Below are 24357 nucleotides of genomic sequence, written 5' to 3' on the forward strand. Positions count from 1 at the left end.
GTAATTTACTCACATACGTTGAGTTGTTGACGATTAAAGCGACTTAAATTCAAATGAAAGTCGTTATGAGCATCTTCCATACTAATGGCTTCAAAATGTACTTTGTCACCTTGTTTTAATTGCCCGAGTTTTGCTGTATCAATCGCGGTAACTGCGCCAATTTTAGGATAGCCACCAATGGTTTGACGATCGTTCAATAAGACAATCGGCTGGCCATTAGCCGGAATTTGTACCGCTCCATGGCAAATTCCTTCTGATAAAATACCGTCAATATCACTGGTTATTTTTTTTCCTGTTAGCCTGTACCCCATACGATCAAAGCTTTGACTGACTGTATATTCACTCGAAAAAAACAACTTTTGCTCAAATGGCGAAAAGTGCTTTTGTTGATAGCTTGGTACTGTGCGTAATACTACGTCATTAGCATATTTTGGCCTTGAAGACTCCACTAAAACTAAATTATTTTTTCTGACGCTTGTTGCACAGGGTAAAATATCACCTGCCTTAAGTTTTTCTCCCGTTAAACCACCAATACCTTCACGGCAAACCGTTGCTGTACTGCCAAAACTCTCCTTAATAGTAAAGCCACCAGCCACAGCTAAGTAGCTTCGTATACCTTGGCTGGCAAAACCTAAAGCGATGGAGTCTCCAGCTTTTACATAATGGCTGCGCCATAACGGTTTTTCATGCTGATTAATAGTTAACGACATGTTTGCACCGGTAACTGCAATGCTTGTATCAAGCTGTGCTGTTAGCACTAAGCCCCCCATAGTGACCTCAATGGCAGTGGCATTTAACGCATTAGCACATAAGCGGTTAGCCCAGTGAAATGCTGTTAAGTCTATTGGACCACCATTGGTTAAACCTATATTAAACGCGCCAAAACGGCCGGTGTCTTGGATCAGGCTTAGCATGCCTGGTTCATTCACTAAAAACCCTGTTGCAACTTTCATGATGTTTTACCAAACCCCGCAGGAAGCTGACCACCCAGTGATAAATACTCTGCTTGAGTGATCCCTTTAAACTTTACTTTATCACCCACTTTAACGGGCATGGTAGGCGTTGCTGTAACGTCAAACATATCTACAGGACATAGACCTATAATATTCCAGCCCCCTGGGGAACTGTTTGGATACACGGCGGTTTGTTTATCGGCAATGGCTACCGCGCCTTTTGGTACTTTCATTCTGGGGGTACTTAAGCGCGGGGCTGCAATTTTTTCATCAACCTCACCTAAATAAGCAAACCCAGGCGCAAAGCCGATAGCATAAACATGATATACTTTTGCTTGATGTAGCCTAATGACTTGCTCAACCGTTAATTTATTTCGTTCAGCGATAACGGTTAAGTCAGGCCCTGACTCTAGCGAGTAATATACCGGCAGTTCTAGGGTAACCTCGCGATCAACCTTACTATGATCTTTTTGTTTTTCCGCGTTATTCTTAGACAAGTTACTATCAAGACACTGCAGTAGCGCTCGCAACTTATTTCCTATGTGGTAGTGGTCAGTCGTTAGCATATTAAAAACCACTAAAATGGAGGCGTAGGAAGGGATAAAATCAATAATATCGTCAACTAGTTCATTTTGCCTTGCTTGTTGAATGAGTTGACCAGCCTGCTGTATTTTTGCGGAAGTAGCGCTGCTGGTTTTATCTGAAAAATAAATAATTAACGCATTTTCACCTGCAACTTCAATGATTGGCTGACGCTCAATTGAGTTACCTTTTTCCCCTGCTGTTAGCATTAGCCGATAAGCTCCCGAATAGATTCAACCGCCTGTACAGCTTCAATATTGTCACCATGAACGCATAAACTGTCTGCTTGTAAAGGAAGCTTTTTTCCGTTAACAGTAGTAACACAACCTTGCTCTTTTAGCTGCTTAACTTGAGCTAACATGTTTTCTTTATTATGAACCGCGCCCGCTTTAGTACGCGAAAGTAATTTGCCATCGTCGTCATAACACCGATCTGCAAAGGCTTCACTTAATATTTCTAGGTGATATTTTTTAGCTTCTGCTTTGTGTTGTTCAATGTTGGGTGTCGCCTGAATCATTAGCTTAAGCGGCCGATAATAACGGCTTAACGCTTGTAAAATAGCGCCTCTAATCTCTTTATTAACCATCATATCGTTATATAATGCGCCATGAGGTTTCACATAGGCTAATTCAATACCCAGTGATTTTGCCACCCCATCGATGGCTGCAATTTGATAGGTCATCAAGGCGATGAGCTCATCTGTTGAACACTGCATTGAGCGACGCCCAAAACCGACTAAATCAGGGTAACCTGGATGTGCACCTACGCTAACGTTATGCGCTTTAGCGAGCGTTAGGGTTTTTTGCATAACTACAGGGTCACCCGCGTGAAAGCCACATGCAATGTTTGCTTGGTCAATATAAGGCATAACTTGTGCGTCAAGCCCCATCGCCCAAGGACCAAAACTCTCACCTAAATCACAATTTAATTTCATTTTTTTCTTACCTTAAGGCTTTGCTTATTTTACTATACTTGCCAAAGCTATAGTACAGCTAAGGTTGAGTTAGCAATATCAGTAACTAACATTTTACCTGGGCTATGCGTGATACAAAATGGTGGTTTAGTGTGCTCAAGTACCAACTGCGGTGTTACGCCACAAGCCCAGAACACAGGGACTTCGTGCGCTTTAATGGTAACGCTATCGCCATAGTCAGGTTTGTTTATATTATTAATGCCAATGAGCTCTGGTTGGCCAAAGTGTATAGGTGCACCATGGACTGAAGGAAACCGGCTGCAAATTTGAATTGCTCTGATCGCATCTTTAGCAAGCATTGGCCGCATACTCACCACGGTTTCACCGCTAAATCTCCCTGCGGTTTTACAGGGTATGTTAGTACGATACATAGGTACATTCTTATTTTCACTGATATTACGAATTTCTAGGCCATCAGCAATTAAGGCTTCCTCAAAAGAAAAAGAACAACCTAAAACAAAAGTAACTAAATCATCACGCCAAATGGCTTTAATATCACTAAGCTCTTGTGCTAGTTGGCCCTCTAAAAACAAGCGGTAGCCAGGTACATCGGTGCGAATGTCAATGTCTTTGCCTAATTCAGGTAAAAGGAACTCACCTGCTTGTGCTGACATACCAATTAACGGACAAGGCTTTGGGTTAAATTGACAAAACTGTAAAAAATCACTTGCCCAATCTTTAGGTAAAATAACAATATTGCCTTGTACACGGCCTTGTGCGAAACCTGAGGTGTTTTCATTAAACTTACCTTTACGAATGCGTTGTCGCAAATCGTAAGCGCTCAGCTGGGGATAAGCAGGGATATTAATATTTATTGACATAAGAAATCATTTTATCCGTAAAAGATAGTTAGTATACTGTATAGTCGCTAATTATTATTAAAAATCATTGCTAAAACCATGACAATAATCAACTTTTATGACACTTTACCTATTTAACGCTATACTCGCTTGCAACACTGACATTCAATAATGACAGACCACCGTTGAATAGTACTAAAACCATAACAAACATAACAAAAAATACAATAAGACACCAACTATGTTAAAACGCTTTCTTTTATATACCTGCTTCTATACTGTGCTTGTTTCTTCTTCTTTATTTGCACAAACATTTGATGAATTATTTGAAAATTGCTTGGTTGAACAAATTAAAACCTCTGATAAAAATGTCAGACTAAAAACAATTGAAGATTTATGTGAAGCAGAGATAGTAAAGCAACATTTAGGTGGGCAAGCGCTAGGCGCAATAACTGAGCGAATCATTCAAGAGAAAACAACCGCCTTTAATCCATATGTTATCACACCGCATAAAATGAATTATATTCTTCCTGTCAATATTACGGATAATATTAATAATGAAGCATATGAAACAGATTCAAACTGGAGTGAACACCTTAAAGATATAGAAGCTAAGTTCCAACTAAGTATTAAAGTCCCTTTAACTAGCGGCAGTTTGTTAAACAAGGGTGATCAAATATTTTTTGGTTTTACCTTAGAGTCATGGTGGCAACTATATACGCAAGATATTTCGCGACCTTTTAGGGAAACGAACTACCAACCAGAGTTTTTTTATTTCACCCCAGTAAAGTGGCACCCTTTTAATACAAATGCAGCATTTATCGTTGGGTTTGAACATCAATCAAATGGACGTTCTGAACTTTTATCAAGAAGTTGGAACAGAATTTACGCTAACTTTCTTTTTGAGAAAAGAAATCTCGCCATATCATTTCGCCCTTGGTATCGAATTCCAGAAGGCGACAAAGCAACCACCATCGATACTGTGGGCGATGATAACCCAGACATCAATCAATACATGGGGTACTTTGAATTAGGCGTAGTGTATAAGTGGCAGAAAAAATATGAATTTTCAATGAAGTTAAGGGAAAGTTTTGCCAACCATCATGGTGCTATAGAGCTTGGGGTTACTTTCCCTTTATGGGGAAAGCTAAGAGGATACGCGCAATACTTTAGTGGCTACGGAGATAGCTTAATTGACTACAACCATAAACAACAACGATTAGGTATTGGCTTTGCTTTAACTGATATTTTATAGCCTAGCTTATACTAAAACGTATAACTTACCGCGTTTATGAACAACATAGTATTTAGAACAATTGCGTGTAATGCAGTGCACGGCGTGTTTTTACGATTTTCACCTAAAAAATAAACGAGTACTCAAGCGCCTATGTTAAAATATATATCTTCTTATTCACCCAAAATTCAAAACCAAGTTCAAGCAATGCTTGATAATAACACCTTAAGCCAGTATTTATTATCGAAATATCCGCAGGCGCACACCATTGTAAATGATAAAGCCTTAAGAGCTTTTGTCATGGGTTTAAAAAATCAATATTTAAAGAAGTCTTCCCCACTGAGTAAAGTGCAGTTCGACGATAAAATTCACGTAATTAATAATGCATTAGGCTTGCATACGTTTGTTGCAAGAGTACAGGGCAGCAAATTAAAGAGCAAAAATGAAATACGGATTGCCAGCGTTTTTAAAGCTGTGCCAGAAGCATTTTTAACAATGATTGTCGTACATGAGTTAGCACACTTGAAAGAAAAAGAGCACAACAAAGCTTTTTACCAGTTATGCCAGCACATGCTACCTAATTATCATCAACTTGAGTTAGACTTAAGAATTTATCTGACACAAATAGACAATATCGGTAAAATTTATGGCTAATAAAAATAACCGCACCTTAAATTTAAGATACGGTTAGTAAGTTTTCTAATTGGTTTACTCACTGCTGGCGAGTAATTTACTAAAGCTTAGCTAATCACTTTAAAATAATCACCTTAGAAAAGTCGCCTTCTGGTTAGTCATCTTGTTTAATCTCATTTTTGTGAATTAAACGATACAGTGTTGGCAATACTAATAAAGTGAGTAGCGTCGATGAAATAATCCCGCCAATAACTACCGTTGCTAACGGACGTTGTACTTCTGCGCCTGTGCCAACATTTAATGCCATTGGTACAAAGCCCAACCCAGCCACTAAGGCTGTCATTAATACCGGCCTTAACCTAAGCATAGCCCCATCAATAACCGCCTGTTCAACGGTTGCATTAATACACACAGGCTGCTCAATAGCCGTTTTTATTAAAGCGATACGCTCCCTACAGAGCGCACGAATAAAAGACAGCATTACTAACCCGTTAAGTGTTGCAATACCTGATAAGGCAATAAAGCCAACCCCTGCTGAGGTTGATAAGGGCATCTCGCGCAGCCATAAGGCAATAACCCCTCCTGTGAGCGCCAGCGGTATACCTGTAAAAATAATTAACGCATCTTTAACGCTACCAAATGCCATTACCAATAAACCTAAAATTACGGCTAAAGTAATAGGAATAACTAAAGTTAAGCGTTTATTTGCAGAAGCAAGTTGTTCAAATGCTCCGCCGTATTCCAGCCAATACCCAGGGGGAATATCCACTTTTTGCTGAATAGCTTCCCTAGCATTATTAACAAAAGACCCTAAATCAGTGCCACGTACATTGGTGGTAACAACAACACGGCGCTTGCCATTTTCACGACTAATTTGATTTGGGGCTGGAGCGATTTTAAGTTCAGCCACTTCCGATAAGGGAACATATGTTAACTCTGCCCCATCGCTAGGCATTGTAGTGCTAGGCGCTACACCGCCTAAAACAATGGGGAGATCTGCCAAACGGTGAATATCAGCACGAATATCTTCAGGCAGCCTGATTACCATATTAAAACGGCGATCACCTTGATAAATAGCACCCGCTTTTTCACCACCTATCGCAGTAGCTAACGCGTGCTGTAATTGCGTAACCGTTAAGCCATAACGGGCAAGAGCGATACGTTTAGGTGTAATTGATAGCATAGGTAGGCCAGTTACTTGCTCTACTTGTATATCACTAGCACCTTCTATTGTTTCAAGCACTGCTCGAATTGCATTAGCTGAGCGTAATAACTGGTCTAAATCATCACCGACTACTTTAATACCTAGGTCAGCACGAACGCCTGAAATAAGTTCATTAAAGCGCATTTGTATTGGTTGCGTTAATTCAAAATTATTGCCTGGCTGATCTGACACTGCTGCTACAATTTGATCGGCAAGGTCTTGGTAACTTAATGAAGGATCGGGCCATTGCGCCCGTGGAGCATACATGACATAGGTATCAGCAATATTGGGTGGCATAGGGTCATTAGCAACTTCTGGTGTACCAATACGTGAAAATACATTATTAACTTGTGGAAATTTAGTAATTTCAAGCTCAAGTTTTTGCTGCATTTCAATTGATTGACTCAGGCTGGTGCCAGTAATGCGAATGGCTTGAAGCAATAAGTCTTCTTCATTAAGCTGTGGAATAAATTCAGAGCCTAATGTACTGGCAAGCCATAATGAAAAAGCGACAAGCAAGGCACACGCCGATAATAACCACCAACGTAATTTCATAGCGGCCAGTAATAAAGGTTTATAAACTGACTTTGCCATGCTAACAACACGACTTTCTTGTTCTTTAATTTTTCCTGTCATAAAAAGCGCAACTGCTGCGGGCACTAAAGTCAACGACAATACCAGCGCTGCAATAAGCGCCATCATTACCGTTGCCGCCATTGGGTGAAACATTTTTCCTTCTACGCCACTTAAACTAAATAACGGTATATATACAATGGTAATGATAAAAATACCAAACAGGCTGGGTCTTATTACTTCATTAGTAGCAGAGTACACCACATTTAAACGCTCTTTTGTGCTTAACACCTTACCACTGCTACGTTGCGCATCACCTAACCGCCGAATAGAGTTTTCAACGATGATCACAGCACCATCGACAATTAAACCAAAATCAAGTGCGCCAAGACTCATTAAATTAGCCGACACCCCCGCTTTTACCATGCCGGTTATAGTAGCTAACATAGCAAGGGGAATAACCGCAGCAGTAATTAAGGCTGCGCGAATATTACCCAGTAATAAAAACAAAATAACGATAACCAACAAGGCGCCTTCAACCAAGTTTTTTTGTACTGTGTACATGGCTTTATCAACCAAGGTAGTACGGTCATACACTGCTTCTACTATGACGCCTTCTGGCAAAGATAGTTTTATTTGTGCTAATTTTTCAGCCACAGCTAACGCAACTACTCGTGAGTTTTCGCCTACGAGCATCATAGCACTACCTATGACTGTTTCTTTGCCACCTCGGGTTGCAGCACCGGTGCGCAATGACTTACCGATAGCCACCTCGGCAACATCTTTAATGCGAATGGGCGTGCCATCAACTAGCTTAATCACCACCTGCTCTATATCAGCGATAGAGGTAAGCTGTGCAGGCAAGCGTACGGTAAGCTGTTGACCATTTTGCTCAATGTACCCAGCACCACGATTACTGTTGCTATTATTTAGCGCATTATGAATATCATCAAATGTCACTGAAAACGCCAACATTTTATGTGGCCAAGGTGTAATATGGTACTGTTTGTCATAGCCACCAATGGTATTAATTTCAGTCACGCCCTTAACTAAAGACAGTTGTGGTTTGATGATCCAGTCTTGTATTTCACGTAATGCAGTTGCATCAAATGCCGTACCATCGGCTTGCTTGGCATCTGCTGAAGCTTCAATGCTGTACATAAAAATTTCACCAAGCCCTGAGGTGATTGGCCCCATTTCTGGACTTAGTTCGCTTGGTAATTGGTTTTTAAGAGCGCTTAACTTTTCATTCAATAGACTTCGGGCAAAATATAAGTCGGTACCTTCGTCAAACACCACGGTCACTTGTGATAAACCATAACGTGAAATAGAACGTGTGTATGACAAGGCAGGAATGCCGCGTACTGCTGTTTCAATAGGGACGGTTATGCGCTGTTCCGTTTCAAGCGGTGAATATCCTGGGGCACGGGTATTAATTTGTACTTGTACATTGGTAATATCAGGCACCGCATCAATGGGCAACTTTTGATAACTAAAATAACCTAAACCTATTAGCAGCAAAATCATGCTCATCATTAACCAACGACGTGCGATAGAAAATCGTAATATTGTTTCAATCATGGTTAGCTCCTAATGAACGTGCGCTGCACCCGCTTTGCCTAAATCAGCTTTAAGCAGGTAACTATTTTGAACTGCGTACTGTTCACCAATATTTAACCCTGATAACACTTGGGTAAAGTGTCCGTCAGTTTGCCCTAAAACAATATTATCACCTGCGTTGTAACAGGGCGTATAACAAAGTTCGCGGGCTTCATAACCATGCGCATTCACGACAAAAATAACTTGTTTGCCATCAATCTCTTGAAAAGCACGATTATCAATTGCCCTATCTACCGCTTGTTCTGTAAGCACTATACTAGCCGTTAATAATTGCCCAGCACTCCATTTACCTTGTTTATTATCAAGGGGGGCAATGGCTGTGGTAAAGGGATTGTTTTTATTGGCTAACAAGAGATTAATCGTGCTTTGGTTAGTTTTTTCACCTTTGCCTTTTGCTTTATTTACATTGCTGCTTTTTGCAGTTAACGATTCTGACTCATTAACTGCCGCATCAAAAATAATGATACTCATGCCCTTTTCTACATTTTTGACCAAGGCATTACTTTTTTGCTGTAAGCTAGCCTGCTGGCTTGGGAAAATCATGAATTGAGCCCACAATTGATCATAATTTTCGATAACGATTAACGGTTGTTGGCCAGTAAGATCTCCTGGGTTGGCATACCTTTTAGTGACCACGCCCGTTATGGGCGCAACAATATCATACTGTTTAAAGCTATTATTCGACTCGACTTGTGCAACTAAATCCCCTGCTGTTATGGTATCACCAACATTCACCGACAACTGGGTAATAACTCCAGGAAAGCGTGCTTTCACTTGACTAATACTGTCTGGTTTTACCACAGTTTTGCCATAGACTGTCATCGTCTGTTTAATACGCGCTGCAGTGGCCACCTCATTAACTATACCAGCTTGTTTGGCGTTCATTGCGCTCATTTCAATATGCCCTTCTTCGTGCTCATCACCGTGTTCGTCTTGATGTTCGTTAACGTGACCATGATCATCCTGTGCTGCACTTGCCATGACGCCATAACTAAGCACAACATAACTAAGTGCTGTAGCGAAAAGCTTAAATAAATAATTTTTGTGAGTTTTCATCGTAACCTTCTAAAATTTGGTATTTGTTGTACGTGTAAGAGCGTTATTTGGCCATATAGCTACTTGGTGTTGTCCTTGCGTGTTGCGCTGCAGGCAAAGGCTCAGCAATTAATTGCTCTATTTCAGCCCCGTAACGTAACGCAGCTGCGGCAGAGTCAATCATAGCGCGACGCGCAAATAGCAGCTCTTGCCTTGCAGTTAAATAGTCAACATAACTGTAGAGACCACCCTGATAAGCTTTTTGCGTTTGATGTAATGCCTCAGTTAAAATAGGCACTATGCTGTTTTGTAGGTTTTTTACAGTAAAAATAGCTTGTTTTCGGTTAGCATAAGCGCGATATAACTGGCTATGTAGGGCAACTAACGTGACTTCTCTTTGCGCTACAATGTGATCACGCTCCGCTTGTGCCGAAATAATCGTCCCAGCATTACGTTTAGAAGAAAATAACGGCACCTTAATACTGACAGTTAGGGCTGTGTCGTTAACGGCTTGGTATTGTTTCACACCAACCGACCATTGAATGTCTTGGCTTGATTCTGTTTTTGCCAAGCGAAGTTGCGCTTCTTTTACCCGTGCTTGAGCGCCATAACTTAATATCTCAGGATTTTGTTCAATTTTTTTATACAAAACATCAAATGGCACGTCAGGCGGAAAGTTAAATAAATCCCCTTGAACCTCGCCAAAGCTTGGGGTATTTTCTTGCCACATCATTGCTAACAGTATTTTGGCATAATTAAACTGTTGTTGCTCTGATGAGGTAATTAATTTGGCGTTACCTAACGCAGCTAAAGCACGTTTAACTTCGGCTTCAGGTACAGCACCAGCTTTCGCACGTTTTTCAACTTCAGTTAAGACCTGTTTCGCTAATAAAACGCCTTCCTTAGCAAGCGACAACCGTGCTTTTGCAGCAATAATATCAATATACCTACGGGTGACTTCACCAGATAAGTTTAACGCAGCGATTTTTCGTTTTGCCTTAAGTTGCGCGCTACGGCTATTAACCATATTAACGCGAGCGCTAGTTTTACCACCCAGTTCAAAGACGGAAGAAAGTGATAAAGTCAATTCGCTATTATCAAACACACCAATATCGCCAGTGCCAGCAAAGTCTTCTATTTCAACCCCTAAAATATAGCCCGGTGTTAATTGCCCACGCTGTAACTCACCTTCTAACATACGTTGACGATAATTAAAAACATTGAGTGTTGGGTTATGTTTCAACGTTTTTTGAATAGCGACAGCTAACGTGATGACCTTATTATTTTTCGCTTGTGCATTAAAAATAACAAAGTTAGACACTAGCAGCGACACTACACACAGAGACACACTCAACCGCAGACGGAGTTGATTTATTTTCACAAACACCTCTTTAACTAAAACCGTTAATTTACTATCAACCAAAGCCCAGCCATTTTTTAGTGAAACAATGATTGTATAACCTTATTTTTTCCGACATCATAAACCTTACAGTAAGTGTAAGGTCAAGTGTGATGAAAATTAATCAACTAGCAAAACTAACAAACGTAGCAAGTAAAACCATTAGGTATTATGAAAAAGTGGGCTTACTCCCTAAAGCTGCTCGAAACAATAATGGTTACCGTGAATATAGCCTAAGCGACGTAGATAATTTAATTTTTATCAGGCGTTGTCGAGAGTTGCAAATGCCAATTGAGCAAATAAAAACCTTGATATTACTGCAACGCGATAAAACGTCATCTTGCCACGAAGTTGACCAATTAATTGAGCGACAACTAGAGAAAGTACAAACGACGATTAAAGAACTGTCATTATTAGAGAGTACACTACAAACATTAGCGATATCGTGTTCAAACGAGCTCGTTGGTGAATGTGAAATATTGAAAAGTTTAACACAAAATACCTAGTGAAAAGCCTGGCCAAGGCAAACTAGGTTCACTCAGAGCCATATCAACTTAAGCACAAGCGATTAACACCTAATCGCTGCTCCAATAGCAGCGAATAAAGCCAACGACAAAGAAGCATTATTATTTTGTGAAAAAAATAATAATGTACTTGGAAATTCGTACAAAACAATTTAGAATGAACGTTCACCCTAAACATAGAGAATAGTTAACATGCAGCGTTCACGCATCATTTTTTGTCTTGTCACTGCTTTAGCAAGTGCAATAGTTTTATCCGGTTGTGAAAAAAACCAGCAGGCTAGTATGCCTGCTTCACAACCTATCCCTGTTGGCGTTATTAACTTAACAAGCCAACCTCTCACGCTTACAAAAGAGCTGCCAGGTCGTGTGACAGCTTCTCAAGTAGCGCAAATTCGTCCACAAGTAAATGGTATTGTACAAACACGATTATTTACTGAAGGTGGTGAGGTTAAAAAAGGCCAAGGGTTATATCAAATTGATCCAGCCACATTTGAAGCCCAAGTAGCTACCAGTAAAGCGGCGATCACTAAAGCGCAGGCCAATATTACGAATGCAAAAGCGAAATCAGATCGTTATGCAGAGCTACTAGCGATAAAAGCAGTAAGCCAGCAAGACTTTGATGAAGCAGATGCTAGTTACAAAAGTGCACAAGCTGACTTACTCACTGCAAAAGCGCAGCTTAAAACTGCACAAATAAACCTCAATTACAGTAAGGTTTCATCGCCTATTAGTGGCAGAATTGGTAAGTCTGCCGTTACAGCAGGTGCCTTGGTAAGCGCTAATCAAGCCATGCCATTGGCAACAGTGACACAACTTGACCCTATTTACATAGACTTAACCGAATCAAGCAGTGAGTTAACTCGCTTGAAAAAAGCCATTGCCAGCGGTGCGCTACAACGTGATCTTGCCGCAGAAACTAAAGTTGAACTAAAAATGGAAGATGGCTCTGTCTACCCTCATCAAGGTACTTTACAGTTTTCAGAAGTGCTGGTTGACCCAAGTACTGGCTCTGTTACCCTACGCGCCGAATTTCCGAACCCTGAAAAACTATTATTGCCGGGCATGTATGTTAGAGCGGTAATTGTAGAAGGGGTTAAACCTAACGCAATTTTAGTACCTCACCGTGGCGTAAGTCGCAATACCAAAGGTGAACCTACGGCCATGGTTGTTAGTAAAAACAATACCGTAGAAGCACGCGTGTTAAAAACTGACCGCACCATAGGCGCTAACTGGTTGGTAACAAGTGGCCTTAGTGATGGCGATCAAGTAATTGTTGAAGGCTTACAAAAAATAGCACCGGGTGCCCCTGTCAATGCAGTGCCAGCCGAACCAATTGCTAAAACTCAATAACGGAGCATATTAATGTCACGATTTTTTATCGATAGGCCTATTTTTGCTTGGGTACTTGCCATTGTTGTTATGCTGGCTGGTGTTCTTGCACTAAAGAGTTTACCTATTGCACAATACCCATCAATCGCACCGCCTACGATTAGCATTCAAGCGATGTACCCAGGTGCGTCTGCACGCACTTTAGAAGATACGGTTACTCAAGTTATTGAACAGAAAATGAAAGGTTTAGATGGGTTGATTTATATGTCATCTACGTCTGAGTCTAATGGTTCAGCGACCTTAACATTAACTTTTAATGCCGACACTGACCCTGACATTGCACAGGTTCAGGTTCAAAATAAACTTGCCTTAGCAACCCCTTTGTTACCGTTAGAAGTGCAGCGCCAAGGTGTATCGGTGGCGAAAGCTGCCCGCAACTTCCTAATGGTTGTTGGTTTTGTTTCCGAAAATGACAGCATGAGTAATATCGACATTGGTGATTATGTTGCCTCGAATGTCCAAGATATTGTGTCACGAGTAAATGGTGTTGGTGAAGTTCAATTGTTTGGTTCTCAGTATGCGATGCGTATCTGGTTAGACCCAGATATGCTACAAAAATATAACCTAACGCCAGCTGATATTAGTGTGTCTATCAGTGAGCAAAATGCGCAAGTTTCCGCAGGCCAGCTAGGTGCGTTACCCGCGATTTCAGGCCAGCAATTAAATGCCACGGTAACAGCACAAAGTCGCTTACAAACGCCTGAGCAATTTGAAAATATTTTTGTTAAAACCAATGCCGACGGTTCCGTTGTTCGTTTACGCGATGTTGCTAAAGTCGAGCTTGGTGGTGAAAGTTATGCGGTAGTTGCACGCTTTAATGGTAAACCTGCCTCTGGTTTAGGGATTAAATTGGCTAGTGGTGCTAACGCACTTGATACCGCAGACTCAGTCAAAGCGGCCCTTAAAGAGTTAGAGCCACTTTTCCCTGAAGGTTTAGTCACAGTTATCCCTTATGACACAACACCTTTTGTTAAACTGTCAATTGAAAAAGTTGTTACTACACTAATTGAAGCTGTCTTTTTAGTGTTCTTAGTGATGTACCTGTTTTTACAAAATTTCCGCGCCACATTAATTCCAACAATTGCTGTGCCCGTGGTATTACTGGGTACATTAGCGGTACTACAAACTTTTGGTTATTCAATTAATACACTTACCATGTTTGCTATGGTATTAGCCATTGGCTTATTGGTAGATGATGCCATTGTTGTGGTTGAGAACGTAGAGCGTGTTATGACGGAAGAGAAATTATCTCCGCTAGAAGCTACGCGTAAATCAATGGATGAAATTAAAAGTGCCTTAGTTGGTATTGCCATGGTGTTGTCAGCAGTATTTGTGCCCATGGCTTTTTTCAGCGGCTCTACTGGCGTTATTTACAAGCAGTTCTCGGTCACTTTAGTTACCGCCATGGGGCTATCGGTATTAGTTGCCCTTATTTTAACACCTGCATTATGTGCAACCATGTTAAAGCCAAGCCATGTGCATAAAGATTCATCATTGATTGGCCGCTTCTTTATCGCTTTTAACCGCGGTTTTGATAAAACCAATGCCGGCGCACAAAGCTTTGTTGGCCGTATGATTAGACTCAGCAAACGCTATTTATTATGTTATGGCTTAATTGTCGGTGGCATGATTTATATTTTTACCCAGTTACCTTCTGCATTCTTACCCGATGAAGACCAGGGTATTTTATTCAACTTAGTCAGCTTGCCAGCAGGTTCAACCACTGAGCAAACGTTAAGTGTTGTGAAAAAAATGGAGCACCATTATTTAGAAGAGCAATCTGACGCCGTACGTTCAATATTTACGGTAACAGGGTTTAGTTTTGCCGGCTCTGGACAAAATGCAGCTATTGGTTTTGTTGGCTTAAATCATTGGGATGACCGTCAAGACCCTAGCCTTTCTGTTGGTGCCGTTGCTGGTAAAGCGATGGGCTTTTTCTCAACCATAAAAGAGGCGTTTGTCTTTGCCTTTCCACCTCCGGCAGTGATGGAACTTGGTACAGCAAATGGTTTTACCTTGTTTTTACAAGATCGTGTTGGGCTAGGCCACGACAAATTACTCGAAGCACGCAATATGTTGCTTGGTATGGCAGCGCAAAATCCTGTGTTAGCCGGTGTTCGTCCGAATGGCCAAGAAGATAAACCAGAGTTAGAGCTAGATATTGATTTAGCTAAAGCACAAGCGCTAGGTTTAACGCAAGCAAGCATAAATAGCACTTTATCTACCGCGTGGGGTAGTAGTTATGTGAATGACTTTATCGACCGTGGTCGCGTTAAAAAAGTATTTTTACAGGGCAATGCTGAATCTCGTATGGTGCCTGAAGACTTAAATAAGTGGTATGTGCGTAACAACAATGGCGATATGGTGCCGTTTAGCGCTTTTGCTCAATCGTATTGGACTTACGGCTCTCCCCGTCTTGAACGCTATAACGGGTTTTCAGCAATGGAAATTCAAGGTGCTGCTGCGCCAGGTTATAGTACGGGCCAAGCGATGGATGAAATCGAAAAGCTAGTGCAAAACCTACCTGATGGTATTGGTTTTGAATGGACAGGTATATCATACGAAGAACGTTTAAGTGGTGGTCAAGCACCACTATTGTATGCCTTATCACTACTCGTTGTATTTTTATGTTTGGCGGCATTATATGAAAGTTGGTCAGTGCCTGCAGCTGTTATGATGATAGTACCATTAGGTGTTTTTGGTGCTACCGTGGCTGCGTTTACGGCGGGTTTATCAAACGATATCTACTTACAGGTAGGTTTATTAACCACAATAGGCTTAGCGTCTAAAAATGCAATTTTAATTGTTGAGTTTGCTATTCATAAAATGGATGAAGGCATGCCATTAGTTGAGTCAGCCATTGCTGCGGTTAAACTACGTTTACGACCAATATTAATGACGTCAATGGCGTTTATTTGTGGTGTATTACCACTCGCTATCGCCTCAAGTGCTGGCTCTGGTGCACAAAATGCACTAGGTATTTCAGTGATTGGTGGTACGTTAGCGTCATCATTAATTGTGGTGTTATTTGTACCATTATTTTTTGTGTTAGTACGTAGAGTCTTCCCAGGTAAACATAAAGCTGTAATACAGGATAAATCATAATGACATTTAAAAGGTTTAGCTTAGCAAGTCTAAGTGTCGTGGTACTCAGTGCCTGCCAAATGGCACCACCACGTGAAGATATTGTGCTTCCCGTGCCAGAAACTTATGCCATACAAAGCGAACAAGGTAATACAGCCGATTTACACTGGCAGCAATTTTTTACTAATGAAAAATTACAAAACTTGATCGCCCAAACGTTAACCCATAATAAAGACATCACGCTTGCTGCCTTGAATGTGCAGCAAGTCCGTGCACTTTATCAAATTGAAGAGTCAAACTTATACCCGTCACTTGATATTGCTGCTTCTGGCACGCGTCAGCGCTTACCCGCTGACTTATCATCAACGGGTAATGCACACATTAGCGAGCGCTATTCTGCTACCGTTGGTATGACTGCGTATGAGCTTGACTTGTGGGGTAAGGTTCGCAATCAATCTGATCAGGCATTGCAAACTTTGTATGCTTCAAAGCAAAGTAAAACGAGTGTAGAAATTAGTTTAATTGCTGAAGTCGTCAGTGCCTGGTTAAATTATGCTGCTGATAAAGCGCAATTGGCACTCGCACAGGACACGCTCAAAAGCCAACAAGCTTCATTAGCATTAATTGAAAAGTCTTACGCATTAGGGGCTGCGTCACAGTTAACCTTAGCGCAAGTTCAAAGCACTGTCGCAGCAGCACAAGTGGCTGTAGCTAATTATGAGCGCTTATTAAAACGTGATAAAAATGCTCTTGATTTACTCGTAGGTACGCCTGTTTCATCTGAGCTATTACCTGTTGAAAGCTTAGATGAACTATTACACTTTCCTAAGGTGCCCGTTGGTTTACCATCTGAGTTACTTGAACAACGCCCTGATATTAAAGCCGCTGAGTTTACGTTATTAGCCGCAAACGCTAATATTGGTGTGGCTAAAGCAGCCTTTTTCCCCAGTATTACCCTAACGGCAAATGCAGGCACAGCGTCGGCTGATCTTGATAATTTGTTTTCAGGCGGTACTGGTACCTGGAGTTTTATTCCATCAATTACAGTCCCTATTTTTAATATGGGTCGTAATCAAGCAAACTTAGCGGTGGCAAAAACTCAGCAAGCGGTAGCATTAACCAATTACGAGCGCTCTATTCAACAAGCGTTTAGAGAAGTCTCTGATGCTCTGGCTGATAACGCTGGTTATAAACAACAGCTAAGCGCACTTGAGGCGCTTTACAAAAGTAATCAAGTATCGTTTACGCTGTCTGAAGCACGCTTTGACAAAGGTGCTGATAGCTATTTACAACTGCTGGATGCGCAGCGTAATTGGTACAGTGCTAAGCAACAGCTTATTAGTGGCAAACAAGCATATATGATTAGCCAAATTAGTTTATATAAAGCGGTTGGCGGTGGCTGGCAACAGCCTAATCAACAAAATCAATAGCCCTAATACTATACAGTTAGCGATTAGTTACTAGTTTACCAAAGGTGTTTTTTAAACGTAAAAGCAAGGGTCAAGCCCAGGTAAACTAGTTATCTTGATTCAGCCAAACTGTGTTTTTTGGAGTTACTATGAAAGAGAAATCGACACGAAAAACAGATCCTGCTATTGCACTAGCACGACGCGAACAAATTCTGTGTGCAGCTGCAGACTGCTTTAAACGCAAAGGCTATCATGGCGCTGGTATGGCTGAAATATCTAAAACCGCGGGCATGAGCGCAGGCCATATTTATAATTACTTTGCCAGTAAAGAGGCAATTATAGAATCGATTATTGAACTTGACATGGAAAAAATGTTTTCAATTTTTCAACAGTTTCAAAATCAGTCTGGTGACTTAGTCACAATTTTACTCGACGGTTTAGATCAAGCGGTGGACCATCATAGTGATGTCAATCAACGGGCGCTTAATTTGGAGATGTTCGCCGAAGCCGCGCGTAATGAAAAAGTGTCGCAGCAATTACAAAAGTCTGACTTTTACGCCAGAAAGCAAATGCGTAACCTGTTAGTGGGTGAACGAAGTTTAATAAAAGATCACAGCTCAGCAGAGCTTGAAAGCCGTATTGAAATAATGTTTTCAATGATAAGCGGTATTACCTTACGCAGAGCCCTTAATCCAAATGTGGATAAAGAAACGCTTTTATTAGCCTTGCGCCCAGCAATGCGCTTACTTTTATTACCATTTTCGTCTGAAGAAAGTTAAAAGAGAAGCAAAAATGATTAAGTATAGTGATTCTATATTTTTCAATTTTTGGGGGTTAGCAATTGACTTAAGCCGAGTTTTGATGACTTAGATTTGCGCTAGCAATACAAAAAATAGATGCTTAAGTTTTAAGCATCTATTTAAATTTTCTTGCATATAGTCGATAACAGGCTTGTGCATGTTGGCTATCACATCAGGTTAACTTTTATACCCCTTTGACTGCGACTATACACGAAGCACTCTGCCCTGTGACTAAAAATCCCATTTTAGGCCAACTTCAAATTGCAGACCTTTTGTTTCACTTTGTATGAGCGTATCTTCAAATTCTATTGCTTTGTCTTCACCAAGTAAGTTTTGTACTTTAAAGGTTAAGGTGGAAGAAAAAGTAGGATAGTAGGTATAAACCATATCTAAAGAATGAAATGGTTGCTCGTAAGCATCATCTCTCCCTTCAATACCCGGTATAATAATACGTTCGCCAAAGACATTATAAACTAAAGTAGCACTGTGGTTACCATTAGGTGCATCCCACCCTAGATTAAAGTTAACGACATATTCTGAATGTCCTGTCATTCTCCGTGTAGGGTTGCTAATGCTGGTAGATACGCCCGTTTGTTCAACAACACTTTGTGTATTAATGTTAATTTCAGAGTCGCTTAACGTTACATTACCTGATAAAAATAAATCTGCGCCATTAATTAAACCTAAATCACCTAAAGCTGTAAAGTCTTTTAAAAACTCCAGCTCTATACCGTAAACATAACCATCTTCAGCGTTTGCGATACGAATAAGCGATGGTCCGTCTTGCGCTGGTGATTGCACTGACTCAATAGGCATATCCATGTCTTTGTAGAATAAACCAACAGATAAATTTTCTCCTGTTTCTAAATACCATTCCCAGCGCACGTCGTAATTGATTATATCCGAGCTTTCAACACCTGGCGTTCCCCCAATAGGAAAACCCGTTAATGGGTCAATATAGGTAGCAGGTGCTACTTCACGTAAATCTGGACGTATGGTGGATTGCCCAACGGATGCTCGAAATTGCATGTCGCTATTAACAATATAGGTGAGTGCAAACGAGCCGAAGAGTTCATCCTCTTGAAAAACTAAGTCTGCTAAGTCTGCCGTTGTGGGTTGCGCTGGTAAATCGAATTTGCCTGTTGCAGGGTCAAGCGGTGCAACAACTTGTCTAAAATCCTCATAACGTACGCCAGCAACTGCACGCCAACGATCATTAATGAAAAAGTCTGCTTCTAAGTAGTATGCATCAATCATTTGCCCTGAATAATAATCATCGCCCGCAATTGACGTATCACGCATAATATTATCATTACCACTAAGTGGCTGATTTAACATCACATCATCAGTTAATATGTTGTTTAACCCACTTCCGCTAAAATCAAGCCCATCAAAGGCCAAGGTATTAAGATCAATACGTCTAGCAAAGGCTTCTCTTGATTTTTTAGTAAAGTTACCACCAAATTTCAGCTCTATTTCAGTGCCAGATACATTAAAGGGTAATGATAAGTTATAACCATAATTTTCGACTTCATCGTCTAACGTTTGAAAGGTATAACGTGTTGAAGTATTTGCTCTTCGTAATGAGCTTTCATTGATATAATCAAATCGGCCATCTGCTGGTTGCCCATTGTAACCATCTTGAATGATATAACGTGTTTCTATATTTCCTGGCGCATAGCGATTAGAGCGAGCATCTGAATAAAACCAATCTAGCCCTAAGCCCCACCAATCATTGAAGTTGTGTGTACCGCGTAATTGATTAGAAATCATTTCACGTTCTTCGTAGATTACTTCGCTATCACGTATTCTTAAGCCGTCACTGAGCAATACGTTGTTGGTATTACCTCTTTTGTCACTTACTTGATCACGTGTGTCATGTAAAATAAGTGAGGTAAAGTCGAGTCGATGATCACGTTTATATTCCAACCCTAAACTGACCATGGCTGAAAAGCGTACTGAATGTTCGGTAATATCAACTTCATCAAAACCGCGCACTAAAGACCAAGTGCCCTCCCCGTTTTCAGACTCGCTGTAAGTGAAATCTTGTCCTTCATAACCTTCTGACACTTCCCATTTGTTGTCGTATGAAACGGCAGAAAGAAAGCCTAAACGAAAGTCATCAAAGTCTACTTTGTTCCCTATGGTCATATCTAAGCCAGCATTAGGGCCAATGCTTTCAACACTCGGGTCATAATCACGATTGAGCTGTGCAGCTAGCTGACGGTTTTCTTCCTGGCTTAAGTTATTAATTGATGTGTGGCTATCCCATAGGTTTGCTATAGCTGCAGGTACTGATCGCGTGCCATCATCTACACCAAACCAGTCGTCACCTCCCCCGTTATAGGTTAAGCCGTCATCAACGTTACTGGTGTTACCACCCAACTTGCCTTTGATATTAAAAATAAAGTCTGTGGGAATGGTTTTTAATCGTATGTCAACATTACCACCAGCAAAGTGTGCTGGCATGGTTGCAGAATAAGATTTTTGCACTGATAGTGATTCAATGATACTTGCTGGAAATAAATCCAGGGGTATTACCGTTCGTGTTGGATCAGGACTAGGTACAGCAGCGCCATTTAGCTGTGTGCTAGAAAAACGCTCACCTAAGCCGCGAACGTAAATAAATTTACCGTCAACCAGGGTAATACCTGTTACACGTCGCAATGCTGCTGCGGCATCTGAGTCACCGGTGCGAGAAATTTGCTCGCTGCCTAGAATATCAGCAACAAAGGCTTGGTTTTTCCGCTCTTGCATAACAGCACTTGCTGTCCCTTTTAACCGGCTAGCCTTAACCACAACCTCTTCTAAGGCTTCGCTATTCTCTTCTGCTGCAATTACTTGTCCTGTGCTGGTCAACACAGCAATGGCTAGCGAGGATAAAGCAAAAGATCTAAACTTGTTATTCATTGTTAACCTCATGAATTAGGTGTTTGAACATGAGTACCAATATCACTGATTAGGTTAGCTACTCAATGATATGGATATGAAATGCTGTAGCATTTAGCTCAGCTACAGCATTTTATGCACTAGTTTGTTAGTCTTCTAAACCAACAGTCCAGCCTGCAGTCCAGTTGTTTTCTTCAGTTACCGCGCCAATGTGCTCAGCGTTATCGAAGAAAGCATCACCTGTAAAGTCTTTCGGGGTAGTGGTATCAATGGTAAATATGCCGTTTAATACTGCGCCCATATTTGCCGCTGTAGTGTTATTCGTGTTTAACGCAGGGTTTTGATTAAGCACCCAGTCTTTCACGTCAAGCAAAACAGTACCGTCGGTTGCAATGGCGTTTTTGAAGTTTTCGTCACAGGCAAATACTGAGTTTGAAATAACGGTATCACCATTAATAGCTTGGTCTGTAGTAACAGATGAACTACCACCTTCAAGCTCTAAACATTCACCCATGCCTGAAGTACCAGTAACGACAAAGTTATGTAATTGTGCTTTGGTGCCTTCACGTAAATAGATACCTTCAGATGCTTTATCAGGTGTGTCAAAACCATTACCAATGATGGTCATGTTCGCGATGGTTGGGTTAGACTGTGGCAGTTTACCTGGGTTGCTACCGTCATTATCTGCTTCAATAGCGCGGTTGGCTTCGCCATTATTATCCGCTTGCTTCACTAATACATACTGCAAGTTACCGATATAGCCATTGTCCCAATCAACACTGTCGTCTTTGTTTCCGGTAAGAACTAAATATTTAGCGTTAACTGCGCCACCAAAAAACTCCACTCCATCATCTGCATTTTCATGCACTTGAATATATTCTACCGTTGTTGCAGAGCCTACACCGCCAAAGGTAATGCCGTTTAACTCGTTGTCAGGAGCAATTTCATAACCAGCGTGTTTAACGACAACATAACGTAAAGTGCCCGAGTCATCTTCGTTATTAGTACCACCAAACACACCACCTTCAGCGACACCTTCAACTTGCAAAGCACAATCACTGCCGTCTGTAGGACATTTATTTGATATACCATTACCAAGAATAACTAAGCCACCCCATTGACCAGAGCCCGTAACACCACCAGCAATATCTTCACTTGACGTCAGCGTAATGGGTTGCGTTTTGGTTCCGTTAGCTTCAATTTTTGAATCTCGGCTAATCACTAAATAGTCATTCCCTGAGCGACCATAAATTGTTGTGCCTGGCTCTATAGTTAGCGTAGCACTATTGGCTTTGTCACCGCCGATAAATACAGGGCCATTTAAGGCATAAAGGTTACCCGCTGTGAGGGTTAAATCACTAGTGATTTTCCCCGTTAATTGACAAGTTGTTCTTTCATCTATTGAGGTAATTGCTGTAGTTCCTGTCGGGCAGGTTTCAGCTTCTGAGCCCGCAGTAGCCGTAACTTCCCCCCCGCCAAAACCAAATGCCCACCCTGCACGCCAATCATCAGTGCCGTTTAGCGCACCAATATAGTCAACAGAGTCAAAGAATCCATTTTGCGTATTCGCCACATCTTGGCCTGCACCAGGTGCGATCAGCGGTGAGTTGCTATCAGGAATGCCTGACTCACCTATTAAAATTGACGAACTTACACTGTTTGAAGGCTCTTCAGTGAACCATTGTTCAATATCGAAGGTGCCTGCGTTTTTAAATTTCTCGCCCTCACATGCCATAATAACGTTTTGCATAACAATTTTGCCGCTATTAGCATTGTCTACCGTCACACCGCTTTCAAACTCTAAACATTCGCCCATTTCACTTGGGCCTGTGATCACAGTATTAAAAATTTTAGCCGCGGTACCTTCACGTAAGTAAATACCCTCAGAGGCTTTGTCAGGTGTATCAAAGTTATTACCAATAATGGTCATGTTTGATAACGTTGGGTTAGATTGCGGCGTCTTACTTGGATTGCTGCCATCGTTATCAGCTTCAATAGCACGGTTAGCCTCGCCTGAGTTATTTGCATGCTCAATATAAATATGTTGTAGCATACCTTTATAGCCATTATCCCAATCAACACTGTCATCCTTATTACCGGTTAACACTAAGTGCTTTGCGTTTACCGCCCCTCCAAAGAACTCAACACCATCATCGGCATTACTGTGTACTTGAATGTAATTCACTGTTGTCGCTGAACCAACACCACCAAAGGTAATGCCGTTTAATTCATTGTCTGGGGCAATTTCAAAACCCGCATATTTAACCACTAGATATTTTAAAGCGCCTGAATTATCTTCCCAGTCAGTTCCGCCAAAGACGGCACCTTCACCAACGCCTTCAACTTGCAGGGCGCAATCACTCCCGTCTGTAGGACATTTATTCGAGGGTGCATTACCTAGGATAACTAAGCCCCCCCACTGCCCTGAATCAGTTTGCTCACCTTTCACATCTTGTACTGACGTCATTATTATCGGGTTGTTTTTAGTCCCTTCTGCCATAATTTTCGCATCACGGTGAATCACTAAGTAATCATTACCTGATTGACCAAAAATGACAGTGCTTGGCTCTATTGTTAACACAACATCATTTTCGCTACGTGTTGACAGGCCACCTACTTCTACCCCTCCGCTTAGCGCATACATAACCGTTTTACCGTTGCTATCTTTTGCGACTAAGGTGGTATTTTGAGTTATTCTTGTATCTAGTACTTGTATTTGCACATCAAAACCTAATGCTGCAGACACTTGTGCACTTAATTGTGTATTTGATTTACCCGGTAATACTGCATCAGGGTTTGTTGGTGTTGTTGGGGTTCCTGGGTTTGTAATCACCGTATCACCGACAGAATTATCAACATTTGACTCTAGGTTTATATCACCACCACAAGCAGATAAGCCAAGGGATAATGCTGCTACAATTGCCACATTAGTTGCACTGTGCTTAAAGGTTTTATTCAATTTCATCTTTCTCTCCGAAGAGTTAGTTGTTTTAATAAAGGGTTATTAATTTTTCCAACATGCTACAAGAGAAAAATGACAGAAATGTTTTAAAAATATGACTGTTTTGTTACAGCGGTATTTCATTTTGGTGACAGGGTCACAATAATAACCACTACAATGCGAAAACTTAACAGCGCTTCAGGTAAAGCGCTTGGGACTAGTATGCTATACCTTAGCCCGTGGTTTTTACAAACAAAAAAGGCTGGTAGTTAACCAGCCTTTTATTCATGTATTTGTGTTTATATATTAACGTAA

16 protein-coding genes are annotated in these 24357 nt (G+C 41.1%); 7 read left to right on the forward strand and 9 right to left on the reverse strand.

Translation table 11 applies throughout. The annotated features are described in order from the left end of the window. Positions 1 to 5: 5 nt before the first annotated feature. Genes AC0UA9_RS01530 through AC0UA9_RS01545 form a run of 4 tightly spaced genes read right to left on the reverse strand, consistent with a single transcriptional unit; the run spans position 6 to position 3329 of the window. A complete protein-coding gene (locus AC0UA9_RS01530) occupies positions 6 to 953 on the reverse strand; it encodes a 5-oxoprolinase subunit C family protein (RefSeq protein WP_475655994.1) in 948 nt (315 codons plus the stop codon). Then, positions 950 to 1744 (reverse strand): 5-oxoprolinase subunit PxpB, encoded by a 795-nt coding sequence (gene pxpB / locus AC0UA9_RS01535; protein ID WP_475655996.1) that lies wholly within the window; start codon positions 1742 to 1744, stop codon positions 950 to 952. The genes AC0UA9_RS01530 and pxpB overlap by 4 nt, the downstream gene beginning before the upstream one ends. After that, positions 1744 to 2469, reverse strand: coding sequence for a 5-oxoprolinase subunit PxpA (locus AC0UA9_RS01540; RefSeq protein ID WP_475656000.1), 726 nt, complete (start codon positions 2467 to 2469; stop codon positions 1744 to 1746). Before AC0UA9_RS01540 ends, pxpB begins: the two co-directional genes overlap by 1 nt. A 47-nt stretch (positions 2470 to 2516) precedes the next feature. Continuing rightward, positions 2517 to 3329, reverse strand: coding sequence for a putative hydro-lyase (locus AC0UA9_RS01545; RefSeq protein WP_475656004.1), 813 nt, complete (start codon positions 3327 to 3329; stop codon positions 2517 to 2519). Between the two features lie 220 nt (positions 3330 to 3549). Here AC0UA9_RS01545 and AC0UA9_RS01550 point away from each other — a divergent pair, with 220 nt between their 5' ends. Both AC0UA9_RS01550 and AC0UA9_RS01555 read left to right on the forward strand, forming a co-directional pair. Next, a complete protein-coding gene (locus AC0UA9_RS01550; RefSeq protein WP_475656007.1) occupies positions 3550 to 4563 on the forward strand; it encodes a phospholipase A in 1014 nt (337 codons plus the stop codon). Between the two features lie 132 nt (positions 4564 to 4695). Continuing rightward, on the forward strand, positions 4696 to 5196 hold the full coding sequence (locus AC0UA9_RS01555; protein ID WP_475656011.1) for a M48 family metallopeptidase: 501 nt from the start codon (positions 4696 to 4698) through the stop codon (positions 5194 to 5196). A gap of 133 nt (positions 5197 to 5329) precedes the next feature. On the opposite strand, the gene AC0UA9_RS01560 is transcribed toward AC0UA9_RS01555, so the two are convergent. From AC0UA9_RS01560 to AC0UA9_RS01570, 3 genes are read right to left on the reverse strand one after another with little or no spacing between them, the layout of a single operon-like run. Continuing rightward, positions 5330 to 8533 (reverse strand): efflux RND transporter permease subunit, encoded by a 3204-nt coding sequence (locus AC0UA9_RS01560; protein ID WP_475656015.1) that lies wholly within the window; start codon positions 8531 to 8533, stop codon positions 5330 to 5332. Positions 8534 to 8542: 9 nt separating this feature from the next. Next, the gene (locus tag AC0UA9_RS01565) at positions 8543 to 9628 is read right to left on the reverse strand and encodes an efflux RND transporter periplasmic adaptor subunit (protein WP_475656019.1); all 1086 of its coding nucleotides are present in this window, start codon (positions 9626 to 9628) and stop codon (positions 8543 to 8545) included. Between the two features lie 43 nt (positions 9629 to 9671). Continuing rightward, positions 9672 to 10988 (reverse strand): TolC family protein, encoded by a 1317-nt coding sequence (locus AC0UA9_RS01570; RefSeq protein ID WP_475656022.1) that lies wholly within the window; start codon positions 10986 to 10988, stop codon positions 9672 to 9674. Between the two features lie 131 nt (positions 10989 to 11119). On the opposite strand from AC0UA9_RS01570, the gene AC0UA9_RS01575 reads away from it, so the two are divergent. From AC0UA9_RS01575 to AC0UA9_RS01595, 5 genes are all read left to right on the forward strand, one after another. Continuing rightward, positions 11120 to 11512, forward strand: a complete 393-nt coding sequence (locus AC0UA9_RS01575) for a Cd(II)/Pb(II)-responsive transcriptional regulator (protein WP_475656026.1) — start codon at positions 11120 to 11122, stop codon at positions 11510 to 11512. A gap of 210 nt (positions 11513 to 11722) precedes the next feature. Then, on the forward strand, positions 11723 to 12880 hold the full coding sequence (locus tag AC0UA9_RS01580) for an efflux RND transporter periplasmic adaptor subunit (RefSeq protein WP_475656029.1): 1158 nt from the start codon (positions 11723 to 11725) through the stop codon (positions 12878 to 12880). A gap of 12 nt (positions 12881 to 12892) precedes the next feature. Further along, positions 12893 to 16024 (forward strand): efflux RND transporter permease subunit, encoded by a 3132-nt coding sequence (locus AC0UA9_RS01585; protein ID WP_475656031.1) that lies wholly within the window; start codon positions 12893 to 12895, stop codon positions 16022 to 16024. Then, positions 16024 to 17433 carry an efflux transporter outer membrane subunit gene (locus AC0UA9_RS01590; RefSeq protein WP_475656032.1) on the forward strand — a complete coding sequence of 470 codons (1410 nt, stop codon included), beginning with the start codon at positions 16024 to 16026 and terminating at the stop codon, positions 17431 to 17433. The genes AC0UA9_RS01585 and AC0UA9_RS01590 overlap by 1 nt, the downstream gene beginning before the upstream one ends. 128 nt (positions 17434 to 17561) lie before the next feature. Next, positions 17562 to 18191, forward strand: a complete 630-nt coding sequence (locus AC0UA9_RS01595) for a TetR/AcrR family transcriptional regulator (protein ID WP_475656035.1) — start codon at positions 17562 to 17564, stop codon at positions 18189 to 18191. A gap of 252 nt (positions 18192 to 18443) precedes the next feature. Here the strand turns inward: AC0UA9_RS01595 and AC0UA9_RS01600 are convergent, their stop codons facing one another. Continuing rightward, a complete protein-coding gene (locus AC0UA9_RS01600; RefSeq protein WP_475656038.1) occupies positions 18444 to 21122 on the reverse strand; it encodes a TonB-dependent receptor domain-containing protein in 2679 nt (892 codons plus the stop codon). Positions 21123 to 21249: 127 nt separating this feature from the next. Next, positions 21250 to 24066: a hypothetical protein gene (locus AC0UA9_RS01605; protein WP_475656041.1), complete on the reverse strand. Its 2817-nt coding sequence runs from the start codon at positions 24064 to 24066 to the stop codon at positions 21250 to 21252. Positions 24067 to 24357 lie beyond the last annotated feature (291 nt).

The organism is Colwellia sp. F1 (assembly GCF_056238625.1).